This is a genomic window from Kitasatospora brasiliensis (assembly GCF_032654805.1).
Taxonomy (GTDB): Bacteria; Actinomycetota; Actinomycetes; order Streptomycetales; family Streptomycetaceae; genus Kitasatospora; species Kitasatospora brasiliensis.
The window spans coordinates 484,557-510,976 of sequence record NZ_JAUOOW010000001.1 but is presented as its reverse complement, the minus strand read 5'-3'; the positions used below and the strand labels follow the sequence as shown (position 1 = coordinate 510,976).

18 protein-coding genes are annotated in these 26,420 nt (G+C 70.6%); 17 read left to right on the top strand and 1 reads right to left on the bottom strand.

From position 1 onward, the window contains the following. Positions 1-572: 572 nt before the first annotated feature. A complete protein-coding gene (locus tag QWJ13_RS02235) occupies positions 573-1,775 on the top strand; it encodes an alpha/beta hydrolase family protein (protein WP_316520124.1) in 1,203 nt (400 codons plus the stop codon). 85 nt (positions 1,776-1,860) lie between these two features. Here the strand turns inward: QWJ13_RS02235 and QWJ13_RS02230 are convergent, their stop codons facing one another. Continuing rightward, the gene (locus QWJ13_RS02230; protein WP_316520123.1) at positions 1,861-2,850 is read right to left on the bottom strand and encodes a helix-turn-helix transcriptional regulator; all 990 of its coding nucleotides are present in this window, start codon (positions 2,848-2,850) and stop codon (positions 1,861-1,863) included. A gap of 307 nt (positions 2,851-3,157) precedes the next feature. Between QWJ13_RS02230 and QWJ13_RS02225 the strand changes: the two genes are divergently transcribed. From QWJ13_RS02225 to QWJ13_RS02150, 16 genes are all read left to right on the top strand, one after another. Then, positions 3,158-3,343 carry a hypothetical protein gene (locus QWJ13_RS02225; RefSeq protein ID WP_316520122.1) on the top strand — a complete coding sequence of 62 codons (186 nt, stop codon included), beginning with the start codon at positions 3,158-3,160 and terminating at the stop codon, positions 3,341-3,343. Positions 3,344-3,348: 5 nt separating this feature from the next. Beyond that, positions 3,349-3,612, top strand: a complete 264-nt coding sequence (locus QWJ13_RS02220; protein ID WP_316520121.1) for a hypothetical protein — start codon at positions 3,349-3,351, stop codon at positions 3,610-3,612. A 137-nt stretch (positions 3,613-3,749) separates the two neighbouring features. Next, complete coding sequence (locus QWJ13_RS02215; protein WP_316520120.1) at positions 3,750-4,382, top strand: response regulator transcription factor; 633 nt, start codon at positions 3,750-3,752, stop codon at positions 4,380-4,382. A gap of 56 nt (positions 4,383-4,438) precedes the next feature. After that, positions 4,439-5,254, top strand: coding sequence for a hypothetical protein (locus QWJ13_RS02210; protein WP_316520119.1), 816 nt, complete (start codon positions 4,439-4,441; stop codon positions 5,252-5,254). Positions 5,255-5,297: 43 nt separating this feature from the next. Further along, positions 5,298-5,510 carry an MbtH family protein gene (locus QWJ13_RS02205; RefSeq protein ID WP_316520118.1) on the top strand — a complete coding sequence of 71 codons (213 nt, stop codon included), beginning with the start codon at positions 5,298-5,300 and terminating at the stop codon, positions 5,508-5,510. 86 nt (positions 5,511-5,596) lie between these two features. After that, positions 5,597-7,399 carry a non-ribosomal peptide synthetase gene (locus QWJ13_RS02200; protein ID WP_316520117.1) on the top strand — a complete coding sequence of 601 codons (1,803 nt, stop codon included), beginning with the start codon at positions 5,597-5,599 and terminating at the stop codon, positions 7,397-7,399. Further along, complete coding sequence (locus tag QWJ13_RS02195; RefSeq protein WP_316520116.1) at positions 7,396-8,679, top strand: cytochrome P450; 1,284 nt, start codon at positions 7,396-7,398, stop codon at positions 8,677-8,679. Before QWJ13_RS02200 ends, QWJ13_RS02195 begins: the two co-directional genes overlap by 4 nt. 28 nt (positions 8,680-8,707) lie before the next feature. Further along, positions 8,708-10,066, top strand: a complete 1,359-nt coding sequence (locus QWJ13_RS02190; RefSeq protein ID WP_316520115.1) for a M20/M25/M40 family metallo-hydrolase — start codon at positions 8,708-8,710, stop codon at positions 10,064-10,066. Continuing rightward, entirely contained in the window at positions 10,059-10,958 is a 900-nt protein-coding gene (locus tag QWJ13_RS02185; protein WP_316520114.1) for a GNAT family N-acetyltransferase, read from the top strand. The genes QWJ13_RS02190 and QWJ13_RS02185 overlap by 8 nt, the downstream gene beginning before the upstream one ends. 27 nt (positions 10,959-10,985) lie before the next feature. Further along, positions 10,986-11,585, top strand: a complete 600-nt coding sequence (locus tag QWJ13_RS02180) for a hypothetical protein (RefSeq protein ID WP_316520113.1) — start codon at positions 10,986-10,988, stop codon at positions 11,583-11,585. Further along, entirely contained in the window at positions 11,582-12,607 is a 1,026-nt protein-coding gene (locus QWJ13_RS02175; RefSeq protein WP_316520112.1) for a BtrH N-terminal domain-containing protein, read from the top strand. The genes QWJ13_RS02180 and QWJ13_RS02175 overlap by 4 nt, the downstream gene beginning before the upstream one ends. Further along, on the top strand, positions 12,604-14,004 hold the full coding sequence (locus tag QWJ13_RS02170; RefSeq protein WP_316520111.1) for a DegT/DnrJ/EryC1/StrS family aminotransferase: 1,401 nt from the start codon (positions 12,604-12,606) through the stop codon (positions 14,002-14,004). Before QWJ13_RS02175 ends, QWJ13_RS02170 begins: the two co-directional genes overlap by 4 nt. A gap of 2 nt (positions 14,005-14,006) precedes the next feature. Beyond that, positions 14,007-14,318 (top strand): acyl carrier protein, encoded by a 312-nt coding sequence (locus QWJ13_RS02165; protein ID WP_316520110.1) that lies wholly within the window; start codon positions 14,007-14,009, stop codon positions 14,316-14,318. A 140-nt stretch (positions 14,319-14,458) separates the two neighbouring features. Continuing rightward, positions 14,459-17,797: a non-ribosomal peptide synthetase gene (locus QWJ13_RS02160; RefSeq protein WP_316520109.1), complete on the top strand. Its 3,339-nt coding sequence runs from the start codon at positions 14,459-14,461 to the stop codon at positions 17,795-17,797. A gap of 45 nt (positions 17,798-17,842) precedes the next feature. Beyond that, the gene (locus QWJ13_RS02155; protein WP_316520108.1) at positions 17,843-25,084 is read left to right on the top strand and encodes a non-ribosomal peptide synthetase; all 7,242 of its coding nucleotides are present in this window, start codon (positions 17,843-17,845) and stop codon (positions 25,082-25,084) included. Beyond that, a complete protein-coding gene (locus QWJ13_RS02150; RefSeq protein ID WP_316520107.1) occupies positions 25,068-26,408 on the top strand; it encodes an MFS transporter in 1,341 nt (446 codons plus the stop codon). Before QWJ13_RS02155 ends, QWJ13_RS02150 begins: the two co-directional genes overlap by 17 nt. Positions 26,409-26,420 lie beyond the last annotated feature (12 nt).

Genomic DNA, 26,420 nt, shown 5'->3' with positions numbered 1-26,420 from the left:
CCGGGCGGGTTGCCCCGCTGTCGGGGACCAGTGCCATGTACTCAGCCTCTCCACAGGTCGGTCCGCCTGGCCCCCGGCCAGGCGGCGTCAAGTCCGGTCATGTTCACGGAATCTGACGGACCACATGGTGGCGGATGGTGACCGGTTTCGTCCATTCACAAATGGAATGTGAACGTCCGTGGTACCTTCACCGGCCCTTGTGCCCGGTCCTGAAAGGTGTCGAATCGGCGAGAGGCCGCTGCCGGTGCCCTGAACCATGGCCGGGGGGAACGGGTCGGCGCAGGACGGGCGACCGGTGGGCAGCTGGACGAGGGCGTTGGCGTCGCTTCGGTGGGCTTCCGGAGGAGTTCGGGGTCGGCCGGGATCGTGCGGACGGTGGATTCGAGATCGTCCAGGCGCGAAACGACTGGGAGAAGGGGATGCGCTTCGGCGACGTGCACGGCTACGACGGTGCTCGACTGCCCGTGGCTGAACCTCGCGCCGCTGGGGGTCTCAGGGTGTAGCCAGGACCACCCTCAAGACGGAAGCCCGCATGATCGAGCGTCAGGGCGGGGCCCGGCAGGATCATGCCCGTGAACACCACCTCGAACCGCAAACGCCGGATCAGCGCTGTCGCGATCCTGGGTCTCGCCGCATCGGTGGCCGCGACCGGCACCGGACTCGCCGCCACGACCCCGCCCTCCACCGTGCACGCGACCGCCGCCGTGGCTGCCGCCGCGTCCCCGCGGTCGTTCCAGGGCGCGCTCCCCGCGCCGACCGGCTCCTACGCCGCCGGCGAGGACGTCATCCACCTCACCGACACGAACCGTCCCGACCCGTGGGTGCCGTCATCCGGCCCTCGCCAACTGACCGTCACGATGGTCTACCCGGCCGTCCCCGGGACCGGGACTCCGGCCCCTTACATGACCCTCGGCGAGGCAGCCGGAGTCCTCCAGCGCCACAAGCTGCCGGAGAGCTCCGGCGTCACCCCGCAGACCCTTGCCGGCGTCACCACTCACGCCTTCGACGGCGCGCGGCCGCAGGGCGGCAAGTATCCGCTGGTGGTCCTCTCACCCGCGTACGAGAACCCGCGCACGACGCTCACCTCGCTCGCGACCGACCTGGCCAGTCACGGCTACGTCGTCGCCCTCGTCGGCCACACCTACGAGGACAGCGGCGAGACGCTGGCGAACGGCCAGACGCCGCCGTGCGCGATCTGCGATGCCCCGGCGGGGCTCGACCTCGACTCCGTCGCCGCCGGCCGCGCTCTGGACGAGTCCTTCGTGATCGACCAGCTGACGCATGGCAACACCGCGTGGCCCCTGGCACACCTCATCGACAAGCACGAGATCGGCACGGCCGGACACTCCCTCGGCGGAGCGTCGGCCGCCGCCACGATGATCGCCGACCCGCGCGTGCGGGCCGGGGTGAACATGGACGGTTCCTTCCACCCGAACCTGTTGCCCGGCCAGATCAACCGGCCGTTCCTCATGCTGGGTACCGCCGAGAACCACCCGACCGACGGCCACGACACCACGTGGGGGCGGGCCTGGACCGCCCTCGGCGGCTACAAGAAGTGGCTGACGGTCACCGACGCCGACCACTTCAGCTTCAGTGACCTGTACCTGCTCCTGGAGCAGGCCGGGTTCCCGACGCCGCCCCTCTCCCCGGAACGCGGGGTGGCGATCACCCGCGAGTACGTGACCGCGTTCTTCGACCAGACGCTGAAGGGGATCCACAGTCCGCTGCTGGACGGCCCCTCGCCGAACAATCCGGAAGTACTCTTCCAGCACTAGTACGGCGCCGCGTCGATCCTGCGGGGGGTGTGGTGGATGTCGAAGGGGGAGTGCTCCCGTTCTTCACCACCCACCTCCCGCAGGGCTAGAGCCAGCCGCGCTGTGCGGCCTTGAGCCCGGCCTCGAAGCGGCTGCGTGCGCCCAGGCGCTCCATGAGGCAGGCCATCTGGCGTCGGACCGTGCGCAGGCCGATGCCGAGCCGTTTGGCTGCGGCTTCGTCAGTCATGCCGTGGGCGAGCAGGGTGAGCAGGTCGCGCTCGGCCTGGGTCAGGCCGCTGCCCGCCTCCCGGGCGGGGTCGGCGCCGAGGGGGACGGCGGTGGCCCAGGCCTGTTGGTAAACGGTGACCAGCGAGGCGACGATGCCGTGCTCGCGCGTGCACAGCGCGCCGGCCCGGGTGTCGGCCGGGTCGATGGGGACAACGGCAACCTCGCGGTCGAAGATCAGCATCCGCGGGGGGAGGAGCGGAGCGGTGCGGACCTCGCCACCGATCTCTGTGAGCCACAGCGCGTAGGCATGGGTCGCCTGGTCGTTGCGGACACTGTCCTGATAGAGCGTCAGGATGGAGACTCCGCGACTCAGGGCCTCCCCGTCGAGCGGTCTGGAAGCATCCAGGCTGGCCTGCGACTGTGCGCCACCCGGCATGACCGAGAGGCATTCGCGCCTGACCTGCCGGGCGAGCAGCTCCAGTTTCGCCTCGATCGCATCCAGGCCGACCAGGCGCTCGGCGCCGCCGGTCTCCGTGTTGGGGGTGAGGCTGCCGTAAGCGGCGACGGCTTCTGCGGCGGCGGCCTTGCTGGCGGCCAGTTCCTGGGCCTGGCGGGCCAGTTCGGCCTCCTGTCGGCGCATGACCAGGTCGAGGGCCACCTGGGGGCTGATGACCCGCAACGCGCCGGTGGTCTCCCTGGAGGGGCGCAGAAAGGCCCGGTCCGCCAGCTCGTCGAGGGCCGATCTGACCTCGCCCTCACTCAGCCCGGTGCGTGGAATCAGCCCTTGAAGGTCGCAGCTCGGCTGGGAGAGGAGAGCGCCGTAGACGGCCTCGGCGGCAGATCCGAGTCCCAGCACACCGAGCACCATGTGTGACGCCCCCAGCGTTGTACGCCGTCGAATGATTGGTCTGTGCATGTTGACCTGTGCCCGGACGATCCTGCCAGGGCAAGGGTCGAGTGCGCAACGTGCCCAGGGCGCTGGGTCGCGGGGGTGGACCGGGTCGCGCGGGGGCGGCACCAAAGTGCCAGGCAGCTTGGTGCCAAGGGAGAGCAATTCCGGTGGGCGAGTTCGTGAGGCATCGTCGTTCCAGGACGCCGGCCGGAGAAAAGGCCCGGTCCCGGGAATTCCGCATGTGAATTCTCCTGCTTCCCACTTTCCTATCCTGGAGCCCTCCGTGTCGAAGAGCATCCGCACCCTCGTCGTACTGCTCTCCCTGCCCGCGTTCGCCGCGGCGTTCGTCGCCGCGTCGGGTGACGGCATCGGCTGGGACGGCGTGTTTGACACGTCGACGGTCACCGCGAACGGAGTGACCGTCGCCGCCGCCGCCGGCGGACCGGCGAGCGGCATCGGCTGGGACTGAACGGAATGCACCTCGTCCATGTGACACTGACCAGTTTCGACACGCCGTGCCCCGCCCGTGATGATGCCGAGAGGATCGTCGACATCCTCTGGGCCCGGCTGGACCCGCGGCTCGGCATCGAGCACATGCGAGCCAGTCCCGGGCGGGCCTGGATCGATCTCGGCCTGTACTTCCGGGGCGATGGAGCGGGTGCCCATGACGAAGTGGCGGCCGCCCTCGAACGTCTGCTGGCCTGCATTCCCGACTGGCGTCTGAGGGCCCCCGACTGAGGCCTTCCGCGTCGCGACTGCAGTGACTCCGCCCGGAGCGCCATCCGGGCGGGCCGTTGGTCCGATGACTCGGACTCTCTGTCATGTAAAGGGAGCATCCCGTGTTCAATGTGCTGATATGCGATCAGTTACCGCTCATGCGTGATGGTTTACATACTCTTCTCGACGCCCTGCCGGACATCGAGGTCTCGGCGGGGACGGACAACGCGACGGCAGCCCTGGATCTTGCGCGCACCCATGGCCCCGACGTCGTACTGATCGGGCTGGACGACCTGGACGCGGCCCTCCAACTGGTCCGAAGGCTCGGGGCGGACCCGCGGCTCGCGGAGTCGCCCCCGCGAACCATCGTCTTCCACGGTGAGTTCACGGACGAGTTGTTGGCCGAACTACTGCGCGTCGGCGTGAGCGGAATGGTCGACCGCGGGGCCACCCGCGACGAGGTGGTGGCAGCGGCCCGGGCGGTGGCCCGGGGTCGCACCGTGCTGGGGCACGAGGTCGTCGAGCGGCTGGTGGACTGGATCCGGGCGGGAGGCGCCGCGCCCATGGCCGGCGTGAGGCCGGAGGTCGAAGGTCTGACGCTGCGGGAACGGGAGGTGCTCAGCCTGATCGGCAGGGGCATGTCGATCGAGGACGTGGCGCGTGAGCTCTACATCGGCATCAGCACCGTGCGCACCCACCTGCACCGGGTCCGCCACAAGCTCGATCTTCGGGACCGGGCTCAGCTGGTGGCCTTCGCGTACCGCTCCGGCCTGATGCACGAGGCCTCCTGAGCCGTCCCGAACCTGCGGTGCTTCTCGCCCCGACCGTCTTGGAGGTATCAGCCGTCGTGCCCGTCGACGCCCGATCCATCAGCACTTTCAGCATTCCGGCGCGCTTCAACGGCCCGCCGACCACTGCCAACGGCGGATATGCCTGCGGGGTCTTCGCCGGCCTCGGCGCCGAACTGTACGGCCCAGGAGCGGCGGTCACCCTGCTCGTACCGCCCCCCCTGGACACGGTTCTGGAGTTCCACGGCGGCCCCCGCAGATCCCAGATCCGGCGGGGCGACGAACTGATCGCGACGGTCGGCCCGGCGAAGGGCGACCCCGAGATCCTCGAACCCGTCCGGGCGGACGAGGCCCGGGCCGCCGCGGCCGCGTTCCGCGGAGAGCCCGATCCCGCCTTCCGCGACTGTTTCGTCTGCGGTGGGAACCGCAGGGCAGGGGACGGGCTGCTGCTCACCCCGGGCCCGGTGACCCGTCTGCCCGGAACCGTCGCCTGCCTCTGGACTCCGGACAGCTCCGTGTGCGAGCAGGGGCGCGCCAGGGCGGCCGTGGTCTGGGGCGTTCTCGACTGTCCCGGCGGCTGGACCGCCGACCCGGCACAGGAGCCCATGGTGCTCAGCTGGATGACCGCGCGCATCGCCGAGCCACCGGTGGCCGGGCGACCGTACGTGGTGGTCGGTCGGGAGACGCGCCGCTCGGGCCGGACGGCGTCCAAGGCCACCGCGCTCTACACCGAGGACGGACGGCTGGTCGCCCACGCGGCGGCCGTGTGGACCGCTGTCAACGAGGCGATTACCTCCGTTGCCGAAAGCGTCCACCGCCAAGGTCACGACGATTCCACCGTCGCGTGGACGCGCACGGCAGGGGCCGGGAATTAGCTTTCTGCACGACCTTGGAAAGCGACCGCAGGAGAGGCGGACCATGATGGCAGGACCCGAGGATTCCACCGCCGTGTACCGCGTGGTGGTCAACCACGAGGAGCAGTATTCCATCTGGCCCGCGGAGCGGAGCGTTCCCGAGGGTTGGACCGCGGTCGGAAAGCAGGGCGGCAAAGCGGAATGCCTTGCTCACATCGCCGAGATCTGGACCGACCTGCGCCCGCTGAGCCTGCGGCAGTCCACGGGTGCCGCCTGAGCGCTTTCTCCGCGCCCGATTCCCGGTCCCTTCGGGGAATTCAGGCCTGGACGGTACCGGCCAATCCCAGTTCCGAAGGATTCGACTTGACTACGATCGATGACACATTCACGCCGGTCCGAAGCGGGATCGTCGAAACCGTCCACGGGCTCTTCGAGCGGCAGGTGGAACTGCGTCCGGACGCCACCGCGGTGAGCTGCGGGGCGGACCGCCTCAGCTACGCCGAACTCAACGCCAGGGCCAACCGCCTGGCGCGGTCGCTGCGCGAGCAGGGCGTCGGCCAGGGAGACAACGTCGCCGTCTGCGCGGAACGTTCGCCGCAGTCGGTGGTCGCCCTGCTCGCCGTGCTGAAGGCGGGCGGGTGCTACGTCGCCCTGGACCCCAAGCAGCCGCGGGAGCGACACCGGACCGTGCTCGCCGACGCCGGAGCCGACGTCCTGCTCACCCAGGAACGGCTGCTGCCCGCCCTGGAGGGGCTGACCCGGACGGCCGTGGTGCTCGACCGGCCGGAAGGCCTCGACCGGTTCGACGACGCCGATCTGGCATCGGAGTCCGGACCGGAGAGCCCGGCGTACATCGCCTACACCTCGGGCTCCACCGGCGTCCCCAAGGGCGTCATGGTTCCGCACCGGGCCGTGCTCCGACTCGTGATCGAGCCGGACTTCGTCGAGATCGGCCCCCACGACGTCGTGCTGCACTTCGCCCCGGTCGCGTTCGACGCCTCCACCCTGGAGATCTGGGCCCCCCTGCTCAACGGGGCGCGCATGGCCGTCTTCCCGTCGTACGAGCCCTCGCTCGACGAACTGGCCGCGGAAATCGACCGCGCGGGGGTCACCATCCTCTGGCTCACCGCCGGCCTGTTCCACCAGATGGTCGACGGACCGATCGCCCGGCTCGCCGGCGTCCGGCAGCTGCTGGCCGGAGGTGACGTCCTGTCGGTCACCCACGTCAACAAGGCGCTGGCGGCACTGCCCGGGGTACGGATCGTCAACGGCTACGGGCCCACCGAGAACACCACCTTCACCTGCTGCCACGTCATCACCGAACAGCTGAGCTCGGACACCGTCCCGATCGGGACACCGATCAACGGCACGTGGATCGAGGTGCTGGACGAGCAACTGCAGCAGGTCGCCGCGGGCGAGATCGGCGAGCTGTACGCCGGCGGGGAAGGGGTGGCCCTGGGCTATCTCGGACGGCCGGAGCAGACCGCCGAGCGGTTCCTGCCCGACCCGTTCGCCCTGAAGCCCGGGCAGCGCCTCTACCGCACCGGAGACCTCGTCCGCCGGCGGGACGACGGTGTCGTGGAGTTCCTGGGCCGGGCCGACGACCAGGTCAAGATCCGGGGCTTCCGGATCGAGCCCGGTGAGATCGAGGCCGCGCTGCTCGGCCATCCGGAGATCTCCGACGCCGCCGTCATCGCGCAGCGGCACGAGTCGGCGGGCAAGCGACTGGTGGCCTTCGTCGTCTCCGGCCACGGCCTCTCGGTGCCCGAACTGCGTCGGGAGCTCGCCGAGATCCTGCCGCCGTACCTGGTGCCGGCCGTGTTCGTCCCGGTCACCGCGCTGCCGCTGAACGCCAACGGCAAGGTCGACCGGGCGGCGCTGCTCGATCTCGTCAGCCGCGAGCGACCGGACGTCAGCAGCGACTACCGCGCACCGCAGGGCGAGGTGGAGGAACGACTCGTCGCGATCTGGGGTGACCTGATGGAGATCGACGACATCGGCGTCGACGACGACTTCTTCGAGCTCGGCGGGCACTCCCTGATGGCCACCCGGATCACCGCGGAGATCACCACCCTGTGGGACGTGGAGGTCAGCCCACGGGTCTTCTACGAGAACCCGACCGTCGCCGAGCTGGCGGAGGCAGTCGAGGAGGGTCGCCGGTCATGAGGATCACCCGCCCGGACGGCACACAGGAGATCGACCTCGCCGCCGTCGACCTGTTCGACCCGAAGCTGTACTCCCAGGGCGACCCGCACGCCGTCTGGCACGCGCTGCGCGAGCGTGCGCCCGTCCACCGGCAGACACTGGCGGACGGACGGTCGTTCTGGTCCGTCACCAAGTACCACGACGTCAACGACGTGCTGCGGGACCACACCCGGTTCACCTCTGCCAAGGGCACTCTGCTGAGCATCCTCGGCACCGACGACCCGGCCGGCAGCAAGATGATGGCCGCCAGCGACCCGCCCGTGCACACCGCGATGCGGGAGCCGATGGCGAAGGTGCTGTCCCACAAGTCGCTGAAGCGGCGCAGCCCCCAGATCCGCGCGATCGTGCACCGGATGCTCGCGCCGCTTCTGGACGGCGGCGTCTGGGACATCGGTGCCGCCGCCGCGGACTTCCCGATGGCCTTCACCGGCAGCCTGATGGGTCTGCCCGAGCAGGACTGGCCGCGGCTCGCCAAGCTGACCACGATGGCGGTGGCCCCGTCCGACTCGGAGTTCCAGGAGGGCAGCAGCCACGGCACCCTGGTCGCGGCCCACCACGAGCTCTTCGACTACTTCTCCCGGCACGTCCGCAGGCACCGCGGCGGCGACGACCTGATCGGCTTCCTGATCGGGATGGAGGCCGGCGGGCGACGGCTGCGCCACGACGAGATCGTCTACAACTGCTACAGCCTGCTCCTCGGCGCGAACGTCACCACCCCGCACGCCATCGCCTCCTCGGTACTGGCCCTGACCGAACACCCGGAGGAGTACCGCAGGCTGCTGGCCGACCCCGCACTGGTGCCCGGCGCGGTGGACGAGGGGCTGCGCTGGTCCTCGCCGGCCAACCACTTCATGCGGTACGCGGTCGACGACCTGGAACTGCGCGGCGTGGAGATCAAGAAGGGCGAAGCCCTGGTCACCTGGCTGGGCTCCGCCAACCGGGACGAGGACGTCTTCTCCGACCCGTACCGGTTCGACATCACCCGGCGGCCCAATCGGCACGTCGCCTTCGGATTCGGCCCGCACTACTGCATCGGGGCACCGCTGGCGAAGATCTCGCTCAACCTGCTCTTCGAGGAGATCGTCCAGGTGGTCCGGCAGTTCGAGGTGGCCGGGCCGGTGGAGCACCTGGAGTCCAACTTCGTGGCCGGCATCAAACACCTGCCGCTCACCGCCGAACTGAACGACGGCGCGGCCGGGCTGCTGCAAGCGGCACAGGGCCGCCTCGTCACCCTGGCATGAACGACATCCGATCGAAGCGAGGCTGACGATGACATCCCCAGCCGCAACCGATGCGCAGTCCTCCGGGCCCGCCCTGTCCGGGGTGGTCGACATCGCACAGCGCCTGATCAGGTTCGAGACCGTCAACCCGCCCGGCGCCGAGGCCGCGTGCGTCCACTGGGTGCGTGATCTCCTCCAGGCCGCGGGACTGGAGACCCGGCTGCTCGCCTCGGACCCGCAGCGGCCCAACCTGGTCGCCCGGCTCCCGGGACGCGGACTGGTCCCGCCCCTGCTGCTCCACGCCCACGTGGACGTGGTGCCGGTGGCGGGCCAGCAGTGGAGCCGGCCGCCCTTCGCGGCGGAGATCGTCGATGGCGAGCTCTGGGGCCGCGGCGCCGTGGACATGAAGGGCCACCTGGCGATGATGCTGGCCGCGCTGCTGCGGCTGGCGGCCTCCGGGACACCGCCGGCCGGCGACGTGATCCTCGCCGTGGTCGCCGACGAGGAGGCGGGCAGCGCGGTCGGCGCCCGCTTCCTCGTCGAGCGCTACCCCGAACTCTTCGCGGGGGTGCGCTACGCGATCGGCGAGGACGGCGGCGCCGAACTGGGCCTCGGCCACCAGGTCCGGCTGCACCCGATCGTCGTCGCGGAGAAGCGGGCCTGCTGGGTGAAGGCCACGCTGCGCGGCATTCCCGGCCACGCCTCCCGGATGGCGGGGGAGAGCGGTGCGGCGGACAAGCTGCGGCGCCTGCTCACCGCGATCGAGGGCGGCGGGCTGGGAACCAGGATGATCCCGGTGGTCGACCACATGCTCGCGGAGCTCGCAGGCGTGCTGCCGGACCCGTTCGGGGGCCGGATCGCCGCCTTCCGGCGCGACCCCGACGATCCCGCCTCGCTCGCCGGACTGGACCGCGACGATGCCCGGTACCTGCGCTCGCTCGTGCAGCACACCGTCAACGCCACGGTGATCCGCGGCGGCACCGCCACCAACGTGCTCCCCGCCGAGATCACCGTCGAGCTCGACGGCCGGCTGCTGCCCGGTCCCTTCGGCAGGGAGGAGTTCCTCGCCGAACTGCGCGCCAACGTCGGCTGCGAGATGGACCTGGAGGTACTGGTCGAGGGAGAGGCGATGCCGGAGCCGACGCTCGGCGACGGATACCACCGCCTTGCCCGGATCATGCGCGCCAAGGACCCCCAGGGCGTCCCGGTGCCGATGGTGACCACGGCCTCCACCGACGCACGGCTGTTCCCGAAACTGGGTATCCAGTGCCTGGGCTGGCTGCCACTGCGGCACGAGCCCGGACGGTCCTACCGGGGCCGGCTGCACTGTCCCGACGAAAGGATCGCCACCTCCGCGCTTGAGTTCGGCGCGGACTGCTTCCACGAGCTGCTCATCAGCCATGACTGAGCCCCGCCTGAAGATCTCCGTGCTGCGCGGAACGACGGTGGCCGCCGAGGAAGTAGCCGCGTTGACCAGGGCCGCCTACCGGATGTCCGACCCGCTTCCGGGTCTTCCGGTGCCCGACGGCGCCGGGGACACCGCGGGCTCCGTGCTCGCCGACCTGGCCCGCGGCACGGTGGTCTGGCTCGCCAGGGACGCCCTCGGTGAGCCGGTCGGGGCGCTGCGACTGCGCGAGAGCGCGGACGGCGCGTGGGAGATCAGCCGGATCGCCGTCGCTCCGGCAGCCCGGGGCGGTGGCGTCGCCCGGGCGCTCGTCTCGGCCGTGGAGCACGCCGCGCTCCGCTCCGGGCCGACGGTCCTGCGGCTGGACGCGGTGGTCGAACGCTGTCTGCCCACCCTGTACGACCGGCTCGGCTTCCGAACCGTCCGGCACTGGCCGGCCGAGGACAAACCCCTGACCGAGGTCACCATGGAACGGCACCCGGGCACGCCGGTGGAGCCGCAGCTGCTGCCGTGGGCCCCACCGGAGTCCGGGAACACGGCGCTCGCGGTCCTGTGGCTCGTCACGTCCGATGCGCTGCTCGCCGTCGTCGGCGACACCCACGACTGCTGGGCGACGGCGGCCGCGGTTCCGGGGGCGAGGCTGGCCGGGGTGGATCTGCACCGAGGTCCCGGATCGCACGACCGGGACGCCCTGCTCGCGCGGCTTGCCGCGCACGGTCTGCGCCCCGGTGTCACCGCCGTCGCCTCCCCGGCCGAGCGCGGCGCCGTCCGCGCACACCTCATGCCCCGCACGGTCGACCCCGGGCTGTACGCCCACGTCCGTCTCGCACCCGCTGCCGAGCTGCCGATGCACCTCGTCGGCCCGCGGACGGCCGTGCGACCCCTCGCTGTGTAGGTCTCCCGCTGTTCAAAGGAGCAGGAAATGGAGCAGCTCCTCGCCCCCGCCCGCGTGGCGGGCGTGCCCGTGGACCTGGCCCGGTACGCCGACAACATCGGCATCACCCCACCCGGCCGGCTCGATGCCGGTGCCTTCAACCTCTGGGGCAACACCTTCCCGGCGGACGAACTGCCGCCCCCCGGAGAGGTCATGGTGCACGGGATCCCCTTCCTCTTCCCGGCGGGGCCCGGCGGCGGCCCGGACAACGTCCGCTGCGCCGGACAGCTCGTCGAGGTGCCCGGTGGCCGGTACGACTGGATCCAGGTCCTGGCCGCCGCGGAGCGCCGGACCGAGGACCCGGTGCTGCTGCACTTCGCGGACGGCACGGTCGACCCGGAGTGGCTGAGGGTCTCCGACTTCTGGCCCGAGACCGAGGCCCGCTTCGGCGAACGTCCCGCGTACCGCCTCTCCCGGCTGCACTACCCGCGGCATGTCGACCGGAAGTTCGGCCCGGCGATCTGGCGGCAACGGGTGCCGGTCACCCGGGAGACCGATCTGGCGGCGGTCCGACTGCCCGACAACCCCGCCGTTCACGTCTTCGCGATGACGCTCGTCCCCGCCGCACCGCAGGAGGTCCAGGAGTGAACACCTTGCCGGACGACGTCCGCCCGTGGCGGCACGACCTCGCGGGCTGCCTGCACGGCTGCCTGGCCACGCTGCTGGAGCAGCGGGGCATCCCGGCGCTTCCCGTGCTCGGCGCCGCCTGGACGTTCCGTCATCTCCCCGGAGGAGTCCGGCGGGAGGAGTACTACTACCCGTACGGGCCCGGTGAGTCGCTCTTCGGCGCCCTCGCCCCCCACCACCCGGTGGGTTCCCGCTGGCATCGGCCGGCGGACGCCGCGACCGGTCTGCGCGAGGTGATGGACGCCGTGGCCGACGGGACGCCGGTCGCGGTCGCGGTGGACAACTACCACCTCCCGTTCCGGCCGGCCTACCGCGACGTCCACTCCAACCACCTCGTGGTGGTCCACGGCTTCGACGAGCAGCGCGGCACGGTCCGGGTGCTGGACGCGGTCCCGCCCGCCTTCCACGGCGACATCACGATCGAGGAGCTGACCGCCGCCCGGGACTCCGGCAACGAGGTGGTCCACGACCGCGACATGTTCTTCACCGGGGTGGACATCGGCAACCGGTGGATCTCCCTCGAACTGGGGGCCCCGCCCGAGGAGTTCCCCTCCCTGAACCGGGCCGAGGCGGCTCGCGTCATCGGGCTCAACCTCGCGCACTTCGACGGGCGCGGCGGCGGCGACGGCCTCAGCGGGCTGGACGGGCAGCAGGCGTTCCTGGAGAGCGCCGTGAAGCGGGTGGCGGCCGGAGAGGACGTCAGGGACGAGCTGTTCGTGGCGGCCGGCGCCGTCCTCGCGTGCACCGCGGTGCACGCCGACTGGCTGGCGCTGGCCGGCCGGACCCTGGACGTTCCCGGGCTGGTCGAACAGGGCAGGGCGGTGGAGCGGATCGCGCACCACTGGTCCGCCCTCCGGATCACGGCGGCGCTCACCGGCGACGGGCAGCTCGGCGCCGGGCGGCTCGCCCGCCGCGTCCACGCGCTGATGAAGGATCACGAGAGCGTTCTGGTCGCACTGGACCGAGAGAGGGCAGAACTGTGACAGCACAGCGGACCGAAGGGTCGGCGAGCCGGCTCGCGATGCTCGGCGGCGGCCGGGCAGTGCCCAAGGGGCTGCGCATCGCGCCCTGGCCGATGGTGACCGAGCAGGACCAGCAGGCGGTGCTGCGCTCACTGGCCTCCGGCCGGTTCACCACCGCCTCCTCCGGGGAGCGCGAGATCCCCGGCCTGGAGAGCGCTTGGGCCGAGCAGGTCGGCACCCGGCACTGCGTCATGGTCAACAACGGCACGGCCGCCATCTCGCTCGCCCTCGGCGCACTGGGCCTGCAGCCCGGGGACGAGGTGATCGTGCCGGCCCTGAGTTTCATCGCCACCGCCGCCGCACCGCTGCACCTGCTGGCCGTGCCGGTGTTCGTGGACATCGACCCGACGACCTTCAACCTGGACCCGGCCGCGGTGGAGGCGGCGATCACGCCGCGGACCAGGGCCGTCGTCGTGGTCCACCTGCACGGTCTGCCGGCCGAGATGGACGAGATCAACGCCATCGCCCGGCGGCACGGCCTGGCGGTGGTCGAGGACGCCGCACAGGCGCACGGTGCCGAGTACCGCGGGCGCGGGGTCGGCTCGATCGGCGCGATCAACACCTTCAGCCTCAACGTCAGCAAGAACCTCGCCACCTGCGGCGAGGGAGGCCTGATCACCACCGACGACGACGAACTCGCGACCCGGGCCACCATGCTGCGCCAGTTCGGCGAGTTGATCCCCGAGCAGGGGGAGCGCAGCTACGTCTCGCACTTCCTGGGCTGGAACAACAAGCCGAGTGCCCTTCAGGCCGCCTTCACCCGCAGCCAGCTGGAACGATTCCCGGACGAGGCGAAGCAGCGCGACCAGAACGTCCGGGCGCTGCTCGACCGCGTCGCGCCACTGCCCGGACTGCTGCAGCCCGAGGTGCCGGCCGACCGGACGCACGCCTGGCACATCCTCCGCTTCAGGGTCGACCCGCAGGCCTTCGGCCTGGACGACCGGTTCGCCGGACCGCTGCGCGCCACGGTCCAGCGGGCGCTGCGAGCCGAGGGCGTCGCGGCCGCCCCCTACCAGCTGATGCCGCTGCCCGCTCAGCGGGTCTTCCGCGAGCGGCAGGGCTTCGGCGGCTACCCGTGGGCACTGCCCGGTGTGCCGGACCGGCCCTACCGGGAGCAGGACTTCCCCGCCACCCTGCGGGTGCTGGACGACTCCTTCGCCATCCAGAAGGCCCATCTGCACCCTGAGGCCGGCCCGCTGCTGCAGCGCTACGCCGACGCCTTCGAGAAGGTGTGGGAACAGCGCGACGAGATCGCGCGGTTCGCCCGGTCCATGCCGTACACCCCGCTGTGGGAGCAGGCCGCACGCGCGGCCGAGAACGAATGGGCCCAGGCCTTCGCTCCCGCGGACGGGGACTGACCATGAGTGACCGAGAAGCGCTTGAGGAGGAGATCACCGCCATCTGGCAGGAGCTCTTCCGCCTCGGGCCGGACGAGGTCGACCCGGACGACAGTCTCTTCGCGGTCGGCGGGACGTCGCTGCAGGCGGTGCAGCTGATGACCCGGATCGAGGGGAGGTTCGGAGTCGCGCTTCCGCTGCCCGTGGTCTACGCGGAGGGGAGCATCAGCCGGCTCGCCGAGCTGATCGAGGAGACCTTGCTGGAATCCCTCGCGGACCTCACCGAGGAGGAGGCCAGGCGCCTGCTCGACGAGGCGGCAGGCCAGGGGGCCTGAGGTCAGCCGGGTGTCCACAACCCGGCGCAGGCGTTCCACGTCATCGTGGACGCGGTGTCACGGTACGCGTCGTTAGCGTGAGGTCCGAGTCGTCCAGGAACCACCGGATCGGATCGCACAGGCTTCGAAGGAATCGGCTGATGAGCATGACTGGACCGGACGAGAACAAGGCGGGCACGAGCCAGGTGTCCGACATCAAGCGGGCGCTGCTCGATGTGAAGCTGAACCGGCTGCGGGCCGCCGCGGCGGAACGCAACCGCATCGTGCCCGTCCCCCGGACGGGCCCGCTCCAGGTCTCCGACCAGCAGCGCCACCTGTGGTCGCTGCACCAACTCGCGCCCGACCAGCCGGTCTACAACGTCCCGTGCGTCCTGCGTCTGCGCGGGGAGCTGGACGTCACCGCGCTGCACGCGGCGCTCGTCGCGCTGGTCGCGCGGCACGAGTGCCTGCGGACCCGGTTCGGTGCCGAGCACGGCGTCCCCTACCAGGTCGTCGACGCGCCGCCGGCCGACTGGCCGCTGCCGCTCACCGATCTCACCGGACTTCCCGCGCGGGACCGGGACGCTCGGCTGCGCGAGCTGGTCGAGGCGGAGTCCCGAGCCCCCTTCGATCTGGAGTCGGGTCCGGTGATGCGGACCACGCTGGTGCGGATCGCCGAAGACGACCACGTGCTGACACTGACCATGCACCACATCGCGGTCGACGGCTGGTCACTCGGTGTGGTCAGCACGGAACTCGCGGGACTCTACGAGGGCGCCGCATTGCCGGCCCTCTCCGTGCAGCCGGCCGATCACGCCGCCTGGCAGCGCCGGCGCCTGGCCGCCGACGGTTTCGGCGAGCAGATCGCCTACTGGCGCGAGGCGTTGGAGAACGTACCCGTCGTCGACTTCCCGACGGACCGGTCGCGTCCGGTGGTGCCGACCTGGGCCGGAGCGGAGCTGGAGGAGGAACTGCCCGCGGAGCTGGGTGTCGCGCTGCGTGACTGGGCCCGTTCCGAGCGGGTGTCGCTGTTGGCGGTGCTGCAGGCGGGTTTCCTGACGGTGCTGTCGCGTTACACCGGCCAGGACGACCTGGCCGTCGGCTCGGTGCTGTCCGGCCGGACCCACCCGGAGATCGAGCCGCTGGTCGGCTTCTTCGCGAACACGGTGGTGCTGCGCACCAGCACGGCGGGGAACCCGACCTTCCGGGAACTCGTGGCACGCTGCCAGGAGACGGTGCTCGGCGCCCTGGCGCACCAGGACATCCCCTTCGGCACGCTCGTCGAGGAGCTGCGTCCGGAGCGGGACCCGGGCCGCAACCCGCTGTTCCAGATCAGCTTCACGCTGCTGACCGAGAGTGTGGTCGGCACCTTCCGTCTCGGTGAGCTCTCCGCCGAGCGCCTGCCGGTGCCGAACGGAACCTCACGGTTCGACATCGCCTTCCAGGTCAACGAGGCCGCCGACGGCCGTCTGCGGATCTGGGTGGAGTATTCGACGGAGTTGTTCGATCGGGTGCGGATGGAGCGGTTGGTCGGGCATTTCCGTGGGGTGTTGGAGCGTGCGGTGGAGGCTCCGGGGTCTGCGGTGGGTGGTTTGGGGTTGTTGGGGGTGGTGGAGCGGGAGCAGGTGTTGTCGGGTTGGAATCCGGTGGCGGTGGGGCGGGCTGAGGATGGTCTGTTGCTGCATGGGTTGGTGGAGCGGTGGGCTGGTGAGCGGCCGGATGGTGTGGCGGTGCGGTTTGAGGGGGGTGAGTTGTCTTTTGGGGAGCTTGACCTGCGGGCGAATCGGTTGGCGCATTTGATTCGTGGTGTGGGTGGGGTGGGTCCTGATGGTGTGGTGGCGGTGCTGTTGGATCGTGGGTTGGATCTGCCGGTGGCGTTGTTGGGTGTGTTGAAGTCGGGTGGTGCGTGGTTGCCGTTGGATCCGCAGAATCCGGTGGAGCGTCTGGAGGCGCAGCTGGTGGATGCGGGTGTGCGGTTGGTGGTGACGTGTGAGGCGTTGGAGGGGTTGCTGCCGGCGGGTGTGCCGCGGTTGGTGTTGGAGCGTGAGGCGGGGCGTTTGGGGGGTTTGCCGGGGGTTGCTCCGGTGGTGGAGACGTGTGCGGATCATTTGGCGTATGTGATTTATACGTCGGGTTCGACGGGGGTGCCGAAGGGTGTGATGGTGTCGCATCGTTCGGCGGTGGGGTTTGTGTGTAATGCCCGGGAGTTGTTCGGGTTGGGGGTGGGGGATCGGGTTTTGCAGTTTGCGAATCCGGCGTTCGATGTGAGTGTTTTTGATTTCTTTGGTGCGTGGGGTTCGGGGGCCGCGGTGGTGGGGGCGCCGCGGGAGGTGTTGTTGGATCCGGTGGCGTTGGGGGAGTTGCTGCGGCGGGAGCGGGTGACGGTGGCGGATGTGCCGCCGGCGGTGTTGCGGTTGTTGGATCCTGTGCCGTTGGTGGATCTGAGGGCGTTGTTTGTGGGGTTGGAGGCGTTTCCGGCGGAGTTGGTGAACCGTTGGGTGGGGCCGGGGCGGGCGTTCCACAACGGGTATGGGCCGACGGAGGCGACGGTGGCCTGTGTGGATTACGCGTGTCCGGTTGGTGGGGTGGTGGCGTCGCCGCCGATCGGGCGGGCGATGGCCAATCACCGGGTGTATGTGTTGGACGGTGGGTTGGAGCCGGTGCCGGTCGGTGTGGCGGGTGAGTTGTTCGTTGCGGGTGTGGGGTTGGCGCGGGGGTATGTGGGTCGGGCTGATCTGACGGCGGAGCGGTTTGTGCCTGATCCGTTCTCGGGTTCGGGTGGGCGGATGTATCGCACGGGTGATGTGGTGCGGTGGCGGGAGGACGGGAATCTTGAGTTTTTGGGTCGGGCTGACCGGCAGGTGAAGATCCGTGGGTTGCGGATCGAGTTGGGTGAGGTGGAGCACGCGCTGTCGCGGGTGGATGGGGTGCGGCAGTGTGCGGTGGTGGTGCGGGAGCCGGGGACTCCTGGTGCGTGGTTGTCGGGTTATGTGGTGCCGGAGCCGGGTGTGGTGTTGGACGGGGCGCGGGTGCGGTCGGTGGTGTTGGACCGGCTTCCGTTGCACATGGTGCCTTCGCAGGTGGTGGTGTTGGAGGCGTTGCCTCTGACGGCGAACGGGAAGGTGGACCAGGCTCGGTTGCCGGAGCCGGTTGCGCGGGCGCGGGAGGCGTATGCGGCGCCGGTGACGGGGACGGAGTGTGGTCTGGCCCGGATCTGGCATGAGTTGCTGGATGTGCCGGTCGAACGGATCAGTGTCCATGACAGTTTCTTCGACCTCGGCGGCAACTCGCTCCAGGCCACCCGACTCCTCTCCCGAATCCGCGACCTGTTCCAACTCGCCCTCGAACCGCGGCTGCTGTTCACCCTCCCGGTGCTTCAGGAGCTCGCGACCCGGATCGACGACGAGTTGCGGAGCGAGGACATGGACGACGAGCTGGCGGCTGAGATCGCCGGACTGTCCGAAGAGGAGCTGGACCGCCTGCTGGGCGGCAGCGCGTGACAACCGCCAGGGATCTGCTCTGCTCTGCTCGGGAAAGGGATTGACGTGACTGGCAGGACCATCGAAGAGAAGCGCCGGGCACTGCTGGATCTGCGGCTCCGTCAGCGGCGCGCCGAGCGCACCGAACGGGCCGAGCAGGACCGGATCGTCCCGGTCTCCCGGGAGGGCAGGCTGCCGCTCTCCTTCCAGCAGCAGGGACTGTGGTTCCTGTCCCGGTTCGCGCCCGAGCAGTCCGTGTACAACGTGCCGTTCGCGGTGCGCCTGCGCGGGGAGCTGGACACGGCGGCGCTGAGGGCGGCGCTGCTCGGAGTCGTCGCCCGGCACGAGAGCCTGCGGACGCGGTACCTGGAGGCGGACGGCGAGCCGTACCTCGTCATCGATCCGGCGCCCGACGAGTGGGTCCTGCCGGTCCACGACCTCGTCGACCTGCCCGAGGGCGAGCGGGACGCGGAAGTCGTGGCGCTGACCGAGGAGGAGGCGAGGCGCCCCTTCGATCTGGAGTCGGGTCCGGTGATGCGGACCACGCTGGTGCGGATCGCCGACGACGACCACGTGCTGATGCTGACGCTCCCTCACATCGCCACCGATGGATGGTCGGCGAACGTCCTGGCCGACGAGCTCGCGGCGCTCTACGCGGGCCAGGAGGCGGACACCCTCCCCGAGCTCCCCACCCAGCCGGCGGACTTCGCCGCCTGGCAGCACCGGCGCCTGGCGGGCGCGGAGATGCGCGAGCAGCTCGACTACTGGCGGCGGAGGCTCGACGGTCTGCCCGTCGTCGACTTCCCGACGGACCGGTCGCGTCCGGTGGTGCCGACCTGGGCCGGGGCCTACCTGGAGGCGGAGCTGCCCGCGGAGCTGGGTGTCGCGCTGCGCGAACTGGCCCGGTCGAGCGGGGTCTCGCTGTTGGCGGTGCTGCAGGCGGGTTTCCTGACGGTGCTGTCGCGTTACACCGGCCAGGACGACCTGGCCGTCGGCTCGGTGTTCTCCGGCCGGACCCGCTCCGAGGTGGAACCGCTGGTCGGACTCTTCGCGAACACGGTGGTGCTGCGCACCAGCACGGCGGGAAACCCCACCTTCGCCGAGCTGGTGGAGCGCTGCCAGGAGACGGTGCTCGGCGCGCTGGCGCACCAGGACGCACCGTTCGGCATGGTGGTGGACGCCGTCCGCCCCGAGCGCGACCCGGGCCGCAACCCGCTGTTCCAGATCAGTCTGACCCTGCAGACCGCCGGCACCAGTGGGCGCGGCTTCCGCTTCGAGGGGCTGGAGACGGAGCCGCTGCCGTACCGTGGCAGCGGCTCCCGCTTCGATCTCGGCCTGACCCTGGCCGAGACGCCCAGCGGGCGGTTCGACATCTCGGTGGAGTATTCGACGGAGTTGTTCGATCGGGTGCGGATGGAGCGGTTGGTCGGGCATTTCCGTGGGGTGTTGGAGCGTGCGGTGGAGGCTCCGGGGTCTGCGGTGGGTGGTTTGGGGTTGTTGGGGGTGGTGGAGCGGGAGCAGGTGTTGTCGGGTTGGAATCCGGTGGCGGTGGGGCGGGCTGAGGATGGTCTGTTGCTGCATGGGTTGGTGGAGCGGTGGGCTGGTGAGCGGCCGGATGGTGTGGCGGTGCGGTTTGAGGGGGGTGAGTTGTCTTTTGGGGAGCTTGACCTGCGGGCGAATCGGTTGGCGCATTTGATTCGTGGTGTGGGTGGGGTGGGTCCTGATGGTGTGGTGGCGGTGCTGTTGGATCGTGGGTTGGATCTGCCGGTGGCGTTGTTGGGTGTGTTGAAGTCGGGTGGTGCGTGGTTGCCGTTGGATCCGCAGAATCCGGTGGAGCGTCTGGAGGCGCAGCTGGTGGATGCGGGTGTGCGGTTGGTGGTGACGTGTGAGGCGTTGGAGGGGTTGTTGCCGGCGGGTGTGCCGCGGTTGGTGTTGGAGCGTGAGGCGGGGCGTTTGGGGGGTTTGCCGGGGGTTGCTCCGGTGGTGGAGACGTGTGCGGATCATTTGGCGTATGTGATTTATACGTCGGGTTCGACGGGGGTGCCGAAGGGTGTGATGGTGTCGCATCGTTCGGCGGTGGGGTTTGTGTGTAATGCCCGGGAGTTGTTCGGGTTGGGGGTGGGGGATCGGGTTTTGCAGTTTGCGAATCCGGCGTTCGATGTGAGTGTTTTTGATTTCTTTGGTGCGTGGGGTTCGGGGGCCGCGGTGGTGGGGGCGCCGCGGGAGGTGTTGTTGGATCCGGTGGCGTTGGGGGAGTTGCTGCGGCGGGAGCGGGTGACGGTGGCGGATGTGCCGCCGGCGGTGTTGCGGTTGTTGGATCCTGTGCCGTTGGTGGATCTGAGGGCGTTGTTTGTGGGGTTGGAGGCGTTTCCGGCGGAGTTGGTGAACCGTTGGGTGGGGCCGGGGCGGGCGTTCCACAACGGGTATGGGCCGACGGAGGCGACGGTGGCCTGTGTGGATTACGCGTGTCCGGTTGGTGGGGTGGTGGCGTCGCCGCCGATCGGGCGGGCGATGGCCAATCACCGGGTGTATGTGTTGGACGGTGGGTTGGAGCCGGTGCCGGTCGGTGTGGCGGGTGAGTTGTTCGTTGCGGGTGTGGGGTTGGCGCGGGGGTATGTGGGTCGGGCTGATCTGACGGCGGAGCGGTTTGTGCCTGATCCGTTCTCGGGTTCGGGTGGGCGGATGTATCGCACGGGTGATGTGGTGCGGTGGCGGGAGGACGGGAATCTTGAGTTTTTGGGTCGGGCTGACCGGCAGGTGAAGATCCGTGGGTTGCGGATCGAGTTGGGTGAGGTGGAGCACGCGCTGTCGCGGGTGGATGGGGTGCGGCAGTGTGCGGTGGTGGTGCGGGAGCCGGGGACTCCTGGTGCGTGGTTGTCGGGTTATGTGGTGCCGGAGCCGGGTGTGGTGTTGGACGGGGCGCGGGTGCGGTCGGTGGTGTTGGACCGGCTTCCGTTGCACATGGTGCCTTCGCAGGTGGTGGTGTTGGAGGCGTTGCCTCTGACGGCGAACGGGAAGGTGGACCAGGCTCGGTTGCCGGAGCCGGTTGCGCGGGCGCGGGAGGCGTATGCGGCGCCGGTGACGGGGACGGAGTGTGGTCTGGCCCGGATCTGGCATGAGTTGCTGGATGTGCCGGTCGAACGGATCAGTGTCCATGACAGTTTCTTCGACCTCGGCGGCAACTCGCTCCAGGCCACCCGACTCCTCTCCCGAATCCGCGACCTCTTCGGAGCGCGGATCGACCTGCGGCAGGTCTTCACCGATTCGGAGCTGCGACCGCTGGCGGCCCGGATCGACGCTTCCGGACGGCGGGCCGAGCCCACGCAGGAATTGGCGGCCCTGGCGCCGTCGAGCGGCCCGTGGCCACTCTCCTACCAGCAGGAGGGGCTGTGGTTCCTGCACCAGGTCGACCCCGACTCCCCGGTCTACAACGTGTCGTACCCGCTGCGACTGCGCGGCGCGCTCGACCTCGGGGCGCTGCGGCGCGCCCTGACCGGGCTGGTGGACCGGCACGAGGTCCTGCGCAGCCGGTTCGTCACGGCGGCGCACGGAGGACCCGAGCAGGTCGTCGACGCCTCGCCCGAGGAGCTGCCGGCATCCGTCGAGCGGGTGGCCGACCTGGAGGAGGCCCTGCGGCTGGCCGAGGAGGAGGCGAGCCGCCCGTTCGACCTGGCCGCGGCGCCCGCCTTCCGGACACGGCTGTTCCGTCTGGCGGAGGACGACCACGTGCTGCTGCTGACCATGCACCACATGGTCACGGACGGATGGTCCGGCGGCCTCGTCAGCGCCGAGCTGGCGGCCCTGTACGAGGGCCGAGACTTGCCCGAACTCGCGCTGCAGGTAAGGGACTTCGCGGCCTGGCAGCGGCGTGGTCCGGCGCGGGAGGAGCTGGGACGGCAGCTGGAGTACTGGCGGCGGACGCTGGACGGACTGCCCGTGGTCGACTTCCCGTCCGACCGGCCTCGTCCGGTGGCGCCGACGTGGGCGGGAGCACAGCTGGAGGCGGAGCTGCCGGCCGACCTCACCACCGCGCTGGCCGCGCTGGCCCGGTCGGAGCGGGTCTCACCGCTGGCCGTTCTGCAGGCCGCCTTCCTGACCGTGCTGGCCCGCTACACCGGACAGGACGATCTGGCGATCGGTTCGGTGTTCTCCGGCCGCACCCGCGTGGAGGTGGAGCAGCTCGTCGGCTTCTTCGCGAACACGGTGGTGCTGCGTACCAGCACGGCGGGGAACCCGACCTTCCGGGAACTCGTGGCACGCTGCCAGGAGACCGTGGTCGGCGCGCTGGCGCACCAGGACGCACCGTTCGGCATGGTGGTCGACGCCCTCCGCGCCCGGCGCGACCCGGCCCGCAACCCGCTGTTCCAGATCAGTCTCAGCCTGCAGAGCGCCGGTACGGGCGGAGAGACGTTCCGGCTGAGGGGGACCGAGGTGGAGGAGCTGGCGACAGCCGGCACCAGGTCGCGTTTCGACCTGTCGATGACCGCGATCCCCGCGGCGGACGGGCGGACGCGGTTGCAGCTGGAGTTCGCGACCGAGCTGTTCGACCGTGCCCGGATGGTCCGCCTGGTCGACCACTTCCGGGAGGTGCTCGGGCAGGCGGTCCGAGAGCCCGGCACTCCTCTCGACGCGTTCGACCTGCTCACGCGGGCTGAGCGGAAGCAACTGGCCGCCACCGGCGACGCGGTCGCCGACTTCCCTTCGGACACCTCGCTGTACGGGCTCTTCGAGGAACAGGTCCGGCGCCGGCCGGACGCCGTCGCCGTCGTGGACGGCGGCCAGAGCACCACCTACCGGGAACTGCACGAGCGTGCCTGCCGGACGGCCGCCCGACTACGGGCCGGGGGCGTCCGCCGGGGCGACGTGGTCGGACTGTGCGGAGCACGCTCCGTGGCGCTCGTCGCCGGAATCCTCGGCATCCTGCGCGCCGGCGGCGCGTATCTGCCGCTCGATCCCGGGTATCCCGCCGAGCGCCTGAGCTTCATGCTCGACGACGCCGCGGTGAAGGTGGTTCTGGCCGACCCGGACGCGGAACTGCCCGCGGGCGACTTCCTGCGGCTTCCGCTGACGCCGGACCCGGCCGAGGGCGCGCCGGACACCAGGCCGGTGGCCGTGGGCGGCCGCGATCTGGCCTACCTGATCTACACCTCGGGCTCCACGGGCCGGCCCAAGGCGGTGATGGTGCCCCAGGGGAACGTGGTGCGCCTGCTGCGCGCGTCCGAGGAACTGTTCCGCTTCTCCCCGCAGGACGTGTGGACCTTCTTCCACTCCTTCGCCTTCGACTTCTCGGTCTGGGAGCTGTGGGGCGCGCTCGCCCACGGCGGCAGGCTGGTCGTCGTGCCGTACTGGGACAGCCGATCCCCGGAGGCCTTCCACAGCCTGCTGAGGAAGGAGCAGGTGACCGTTCTCAGCCAGACCCCGGCGGCGTTCCGTCAACTGGTCGCCGCCGACGAGAAGGCCGAGGCCGAGCTCGCTCTCCGGCTCGTGATCTTCGGTGGGGACGCGCTGGACACCGAATCGGTACTGCGCTGGTTCGACCGGCACGGTGAGGACCGGACGCAGCTGGTCAACATGTACGGCATCACCGAGACCACGGTTCACGTCACCCACTGCCGGCTGTCCCGGGAACTGCTCGCCGCAGGCGGTAGCCCGATCGGCCGCCCACTGCCCGACCTGGCGGTCCGGGTCGTCGACCGGGCCGGTCGGCTTGCGCCGGTGGGAGTGCCCGGCGAGATGTGGGTCGGCGGTCCCGGTGTGGCCTGGGGCTACCTGGGGCGACCGGAACTGACCGCCGAACGGTTCGTCCCCGACCCCTTCTCCGGAGGGATGGGCCGCCTCTACCGCTCCGGAGATCTGGCCCGTTGGCTGCCGGACGGCACGCTCGACTACCTGGGCCGCGTGGACCAGCAAGTCAAGATCCGGGGCTTCCGGATCGAACCGGGCGAGATCGAGGCCGCGCTGCTCGCGCATCCGGACGTCGTCGACTGCTGCGTCGGCGTGGCGGGCTCCGGTGACGCCCGGCGCCTGGTCGGGTACGTCGTGCCCGGGCCCGGAATCGGGGCAGATCTGCCGACCCGCCTGCGCGGCCACCTCTCCACTCTCGTGCCGGACCACTTGGTACCGTCGGTGATCATGCCAATCGGCCGGATCCCCCTGACCGCCAACGGCAAGGTGGATCGCGCCGCCCTGCCCGCCCCGAGCCTGGCCGAATCCGCCGAGCCGGTGCCGCCGCGGACCGCCACCGAGCGGAGCCTGGCCGGCCTCTGGGCCGAGGTGCTGCAGCTGGAGGCGGCGGCCGACCGCATCGGCGTTCAGGACGGTTTCTTCGACCTCGGCGGCAGCTCGCTCGACCTGGTGCGACTGCGCACCGCGATCCAGCGCGAGTTCGGCGTTCAGCTCGACGTACGCGGGCTGTACGCCGCGCCCACGGTCGCGGCGATGGCCGAGGCGGTGGACGGTCACCGGCTCCTGACCGGTCCGCTCCCCGACGAGGTTTCCCCGCTGGTGGAACTGCGTGCGCGGGGCGGCAGGCCGCCGCTCTTCCTGGTGCACGCGGTCGGTGGATCGGTGGCACCCTACGTATCGCTGACCCGGCTCCTCGACCCGGACCAGCCGGTGTACGGCCTGGAGGATCCGGGCCTGCACGGCGGCCGGTCGGCCGAGGAGATCGGGCAGGCCGCGGAGCGCTACCTGGCGGCCATCCGCACGGTGCGGCCGAACGGGCCCTACCACCTGGGCGGGTGGTCCTTCGGCGGAACCGTCGCGCTGGAGATGGCGGCGCGACTGCGCGCCGAGGGTGAGGAGGTGCCGCTCGTCCTCCTGCTGGACACTGGTGCACCGCTGCCCTCCGGGCCGGTGCCCGACGAGGCCGAACTGCTCCTGGCGTACGTCGCCGACCTCGCGGGGCTTGAGGGCGCCGCCGTGCCGGACCTCGACCCGGCGGACCTGCGCGGGCTCCCGTCATCCGAGCGGGTGGACCGAGTGCTGTCCGTCCTGGAGCGTGCCGGGCTGATCCCGGTCGGCATCCGGGCCGACGCCGGCACCAGGATCACCGCATTCATGGCGAACTCGCGATCCCTCCACCGTCACCGCGGCACCCCCTACGACGGCACCATCACCCTGCTGAGCGCCGAGGCCGAACTCGACGGCGAGGTCGGGCGCTGGCGGGCGCTGGCCCCGGGCGGGCTGCGGCACCACGTCGTACCCGGCACCCACCACACCATGCTGCAGCACCCGAACCTCCGGGTGCTGGCGAACCGGATCCAGCAGTGTCTGGACGAAGGAGTGAGGCGTGACATCGACGAGTGAGCCGCCCCGGGGTCACGAGCGGGAAGGGCTGTGGCGCGACGCGGACTTCCTGAGGTTCTGGTCGGCCGAGACGCTGTCACTCTTCGGCGCCCAGATCTCGCTGCTGGCGGTTCCCCTGCTCGCGGTCACCACCCTGCACGCCACGCCCTTCCAGATGGGCCTGGTCAACGCGGTGCAGTTCGCCCCGTTCCTGCTGTTCACCCTGATCGCCGGAGTGTGGGTGGACGAGCGCAGGCGGCGTCCGATCCTGATCGGGGCCAACCTCGGCCGGGCGGTCATCTTCGGACTGATCCCGATCGCCACCGCGATGGATGTGATGGGCATCGGACTGCTGGCCGTCGTGGTCTTCCTCGGTGCGACCCTCACCGTGCTGTTCGACCTGGCCTACCAGTCCTACCTCCCCACGCTGGTGGGCCGGGAGCACCTGGTCGAGGGCAACGGGCGGGTGGAGGGCAGCCGTTCACTCGCGCAGGCCGGCGGCCCGGGTATGGCCGGGCTGCTGGTCGGGCTGGTGTCCGCGGCCGGAGCGGTGACGGTCAACGCCGTCACCTACCTCGTCTCGGCCGTGACGATGATGTTCATCCGGCGGCCGGAGCCGGCCCCCCGGCAAGCGGCAACGCGGGGATCGGTGCTCTCCAGGATCGCCGTCGGACTCAAGGTGGTCGTGCGGAACCCGTATCTGCGGGCCATCGCCGGGGAGGCGTCCGTCTACAACCTCTTCAACCAGGCACTCTGGGCCGTCCTCGTGCTCTACCTGTCCCGGCAGGTGCACCTGCCGGCCACGGCGGTCGGCGTGGTGATGGCGATGGCCGGTGTGGGCGCGTTCGCCGGCAGCCTGGTGGCCGGGTGGCTCGGACGGCGTCTGGGGACCGGGCGCACCATCATGACCGCCATGGTGATCGGCTGCGCCGCGCCGCTCGTCATTCCGGCCGCGAGCGGTGGCCGGACGCTGACGGCCGTCATCGCGGGCGCCGCGTTGTTCTTCAACGGCATGGGCGTGGTCGTCTGCAACGTCCAGGTGATCAGTCTTCGGCAGGCCGCCGTACCCGCCGAGGTGCTCGGTCGGGCCAACGCCGGCTACCGCTTCCTGGTCACCGGCACCGCCGCGATCGGCGCGCTGCTCGGCGGCTGGCTCGGTGGCCTGATCGGTCTGCGCGCCACCATGGTGATCGGCGGGCTCGGCACGCTGGCGGCGCTGAGCTTCTTCATCGGGTCCCCGATCCTGCGGTTGCGCAGCGTCTCCGACGTGGTCGCGTCCGCCTCGGAGGGGAGTGACCCGGAGTCGAGTCCTGCCCCCACGCAGCCGGCCGGTGAACGGAACTGACCGAACATCAGA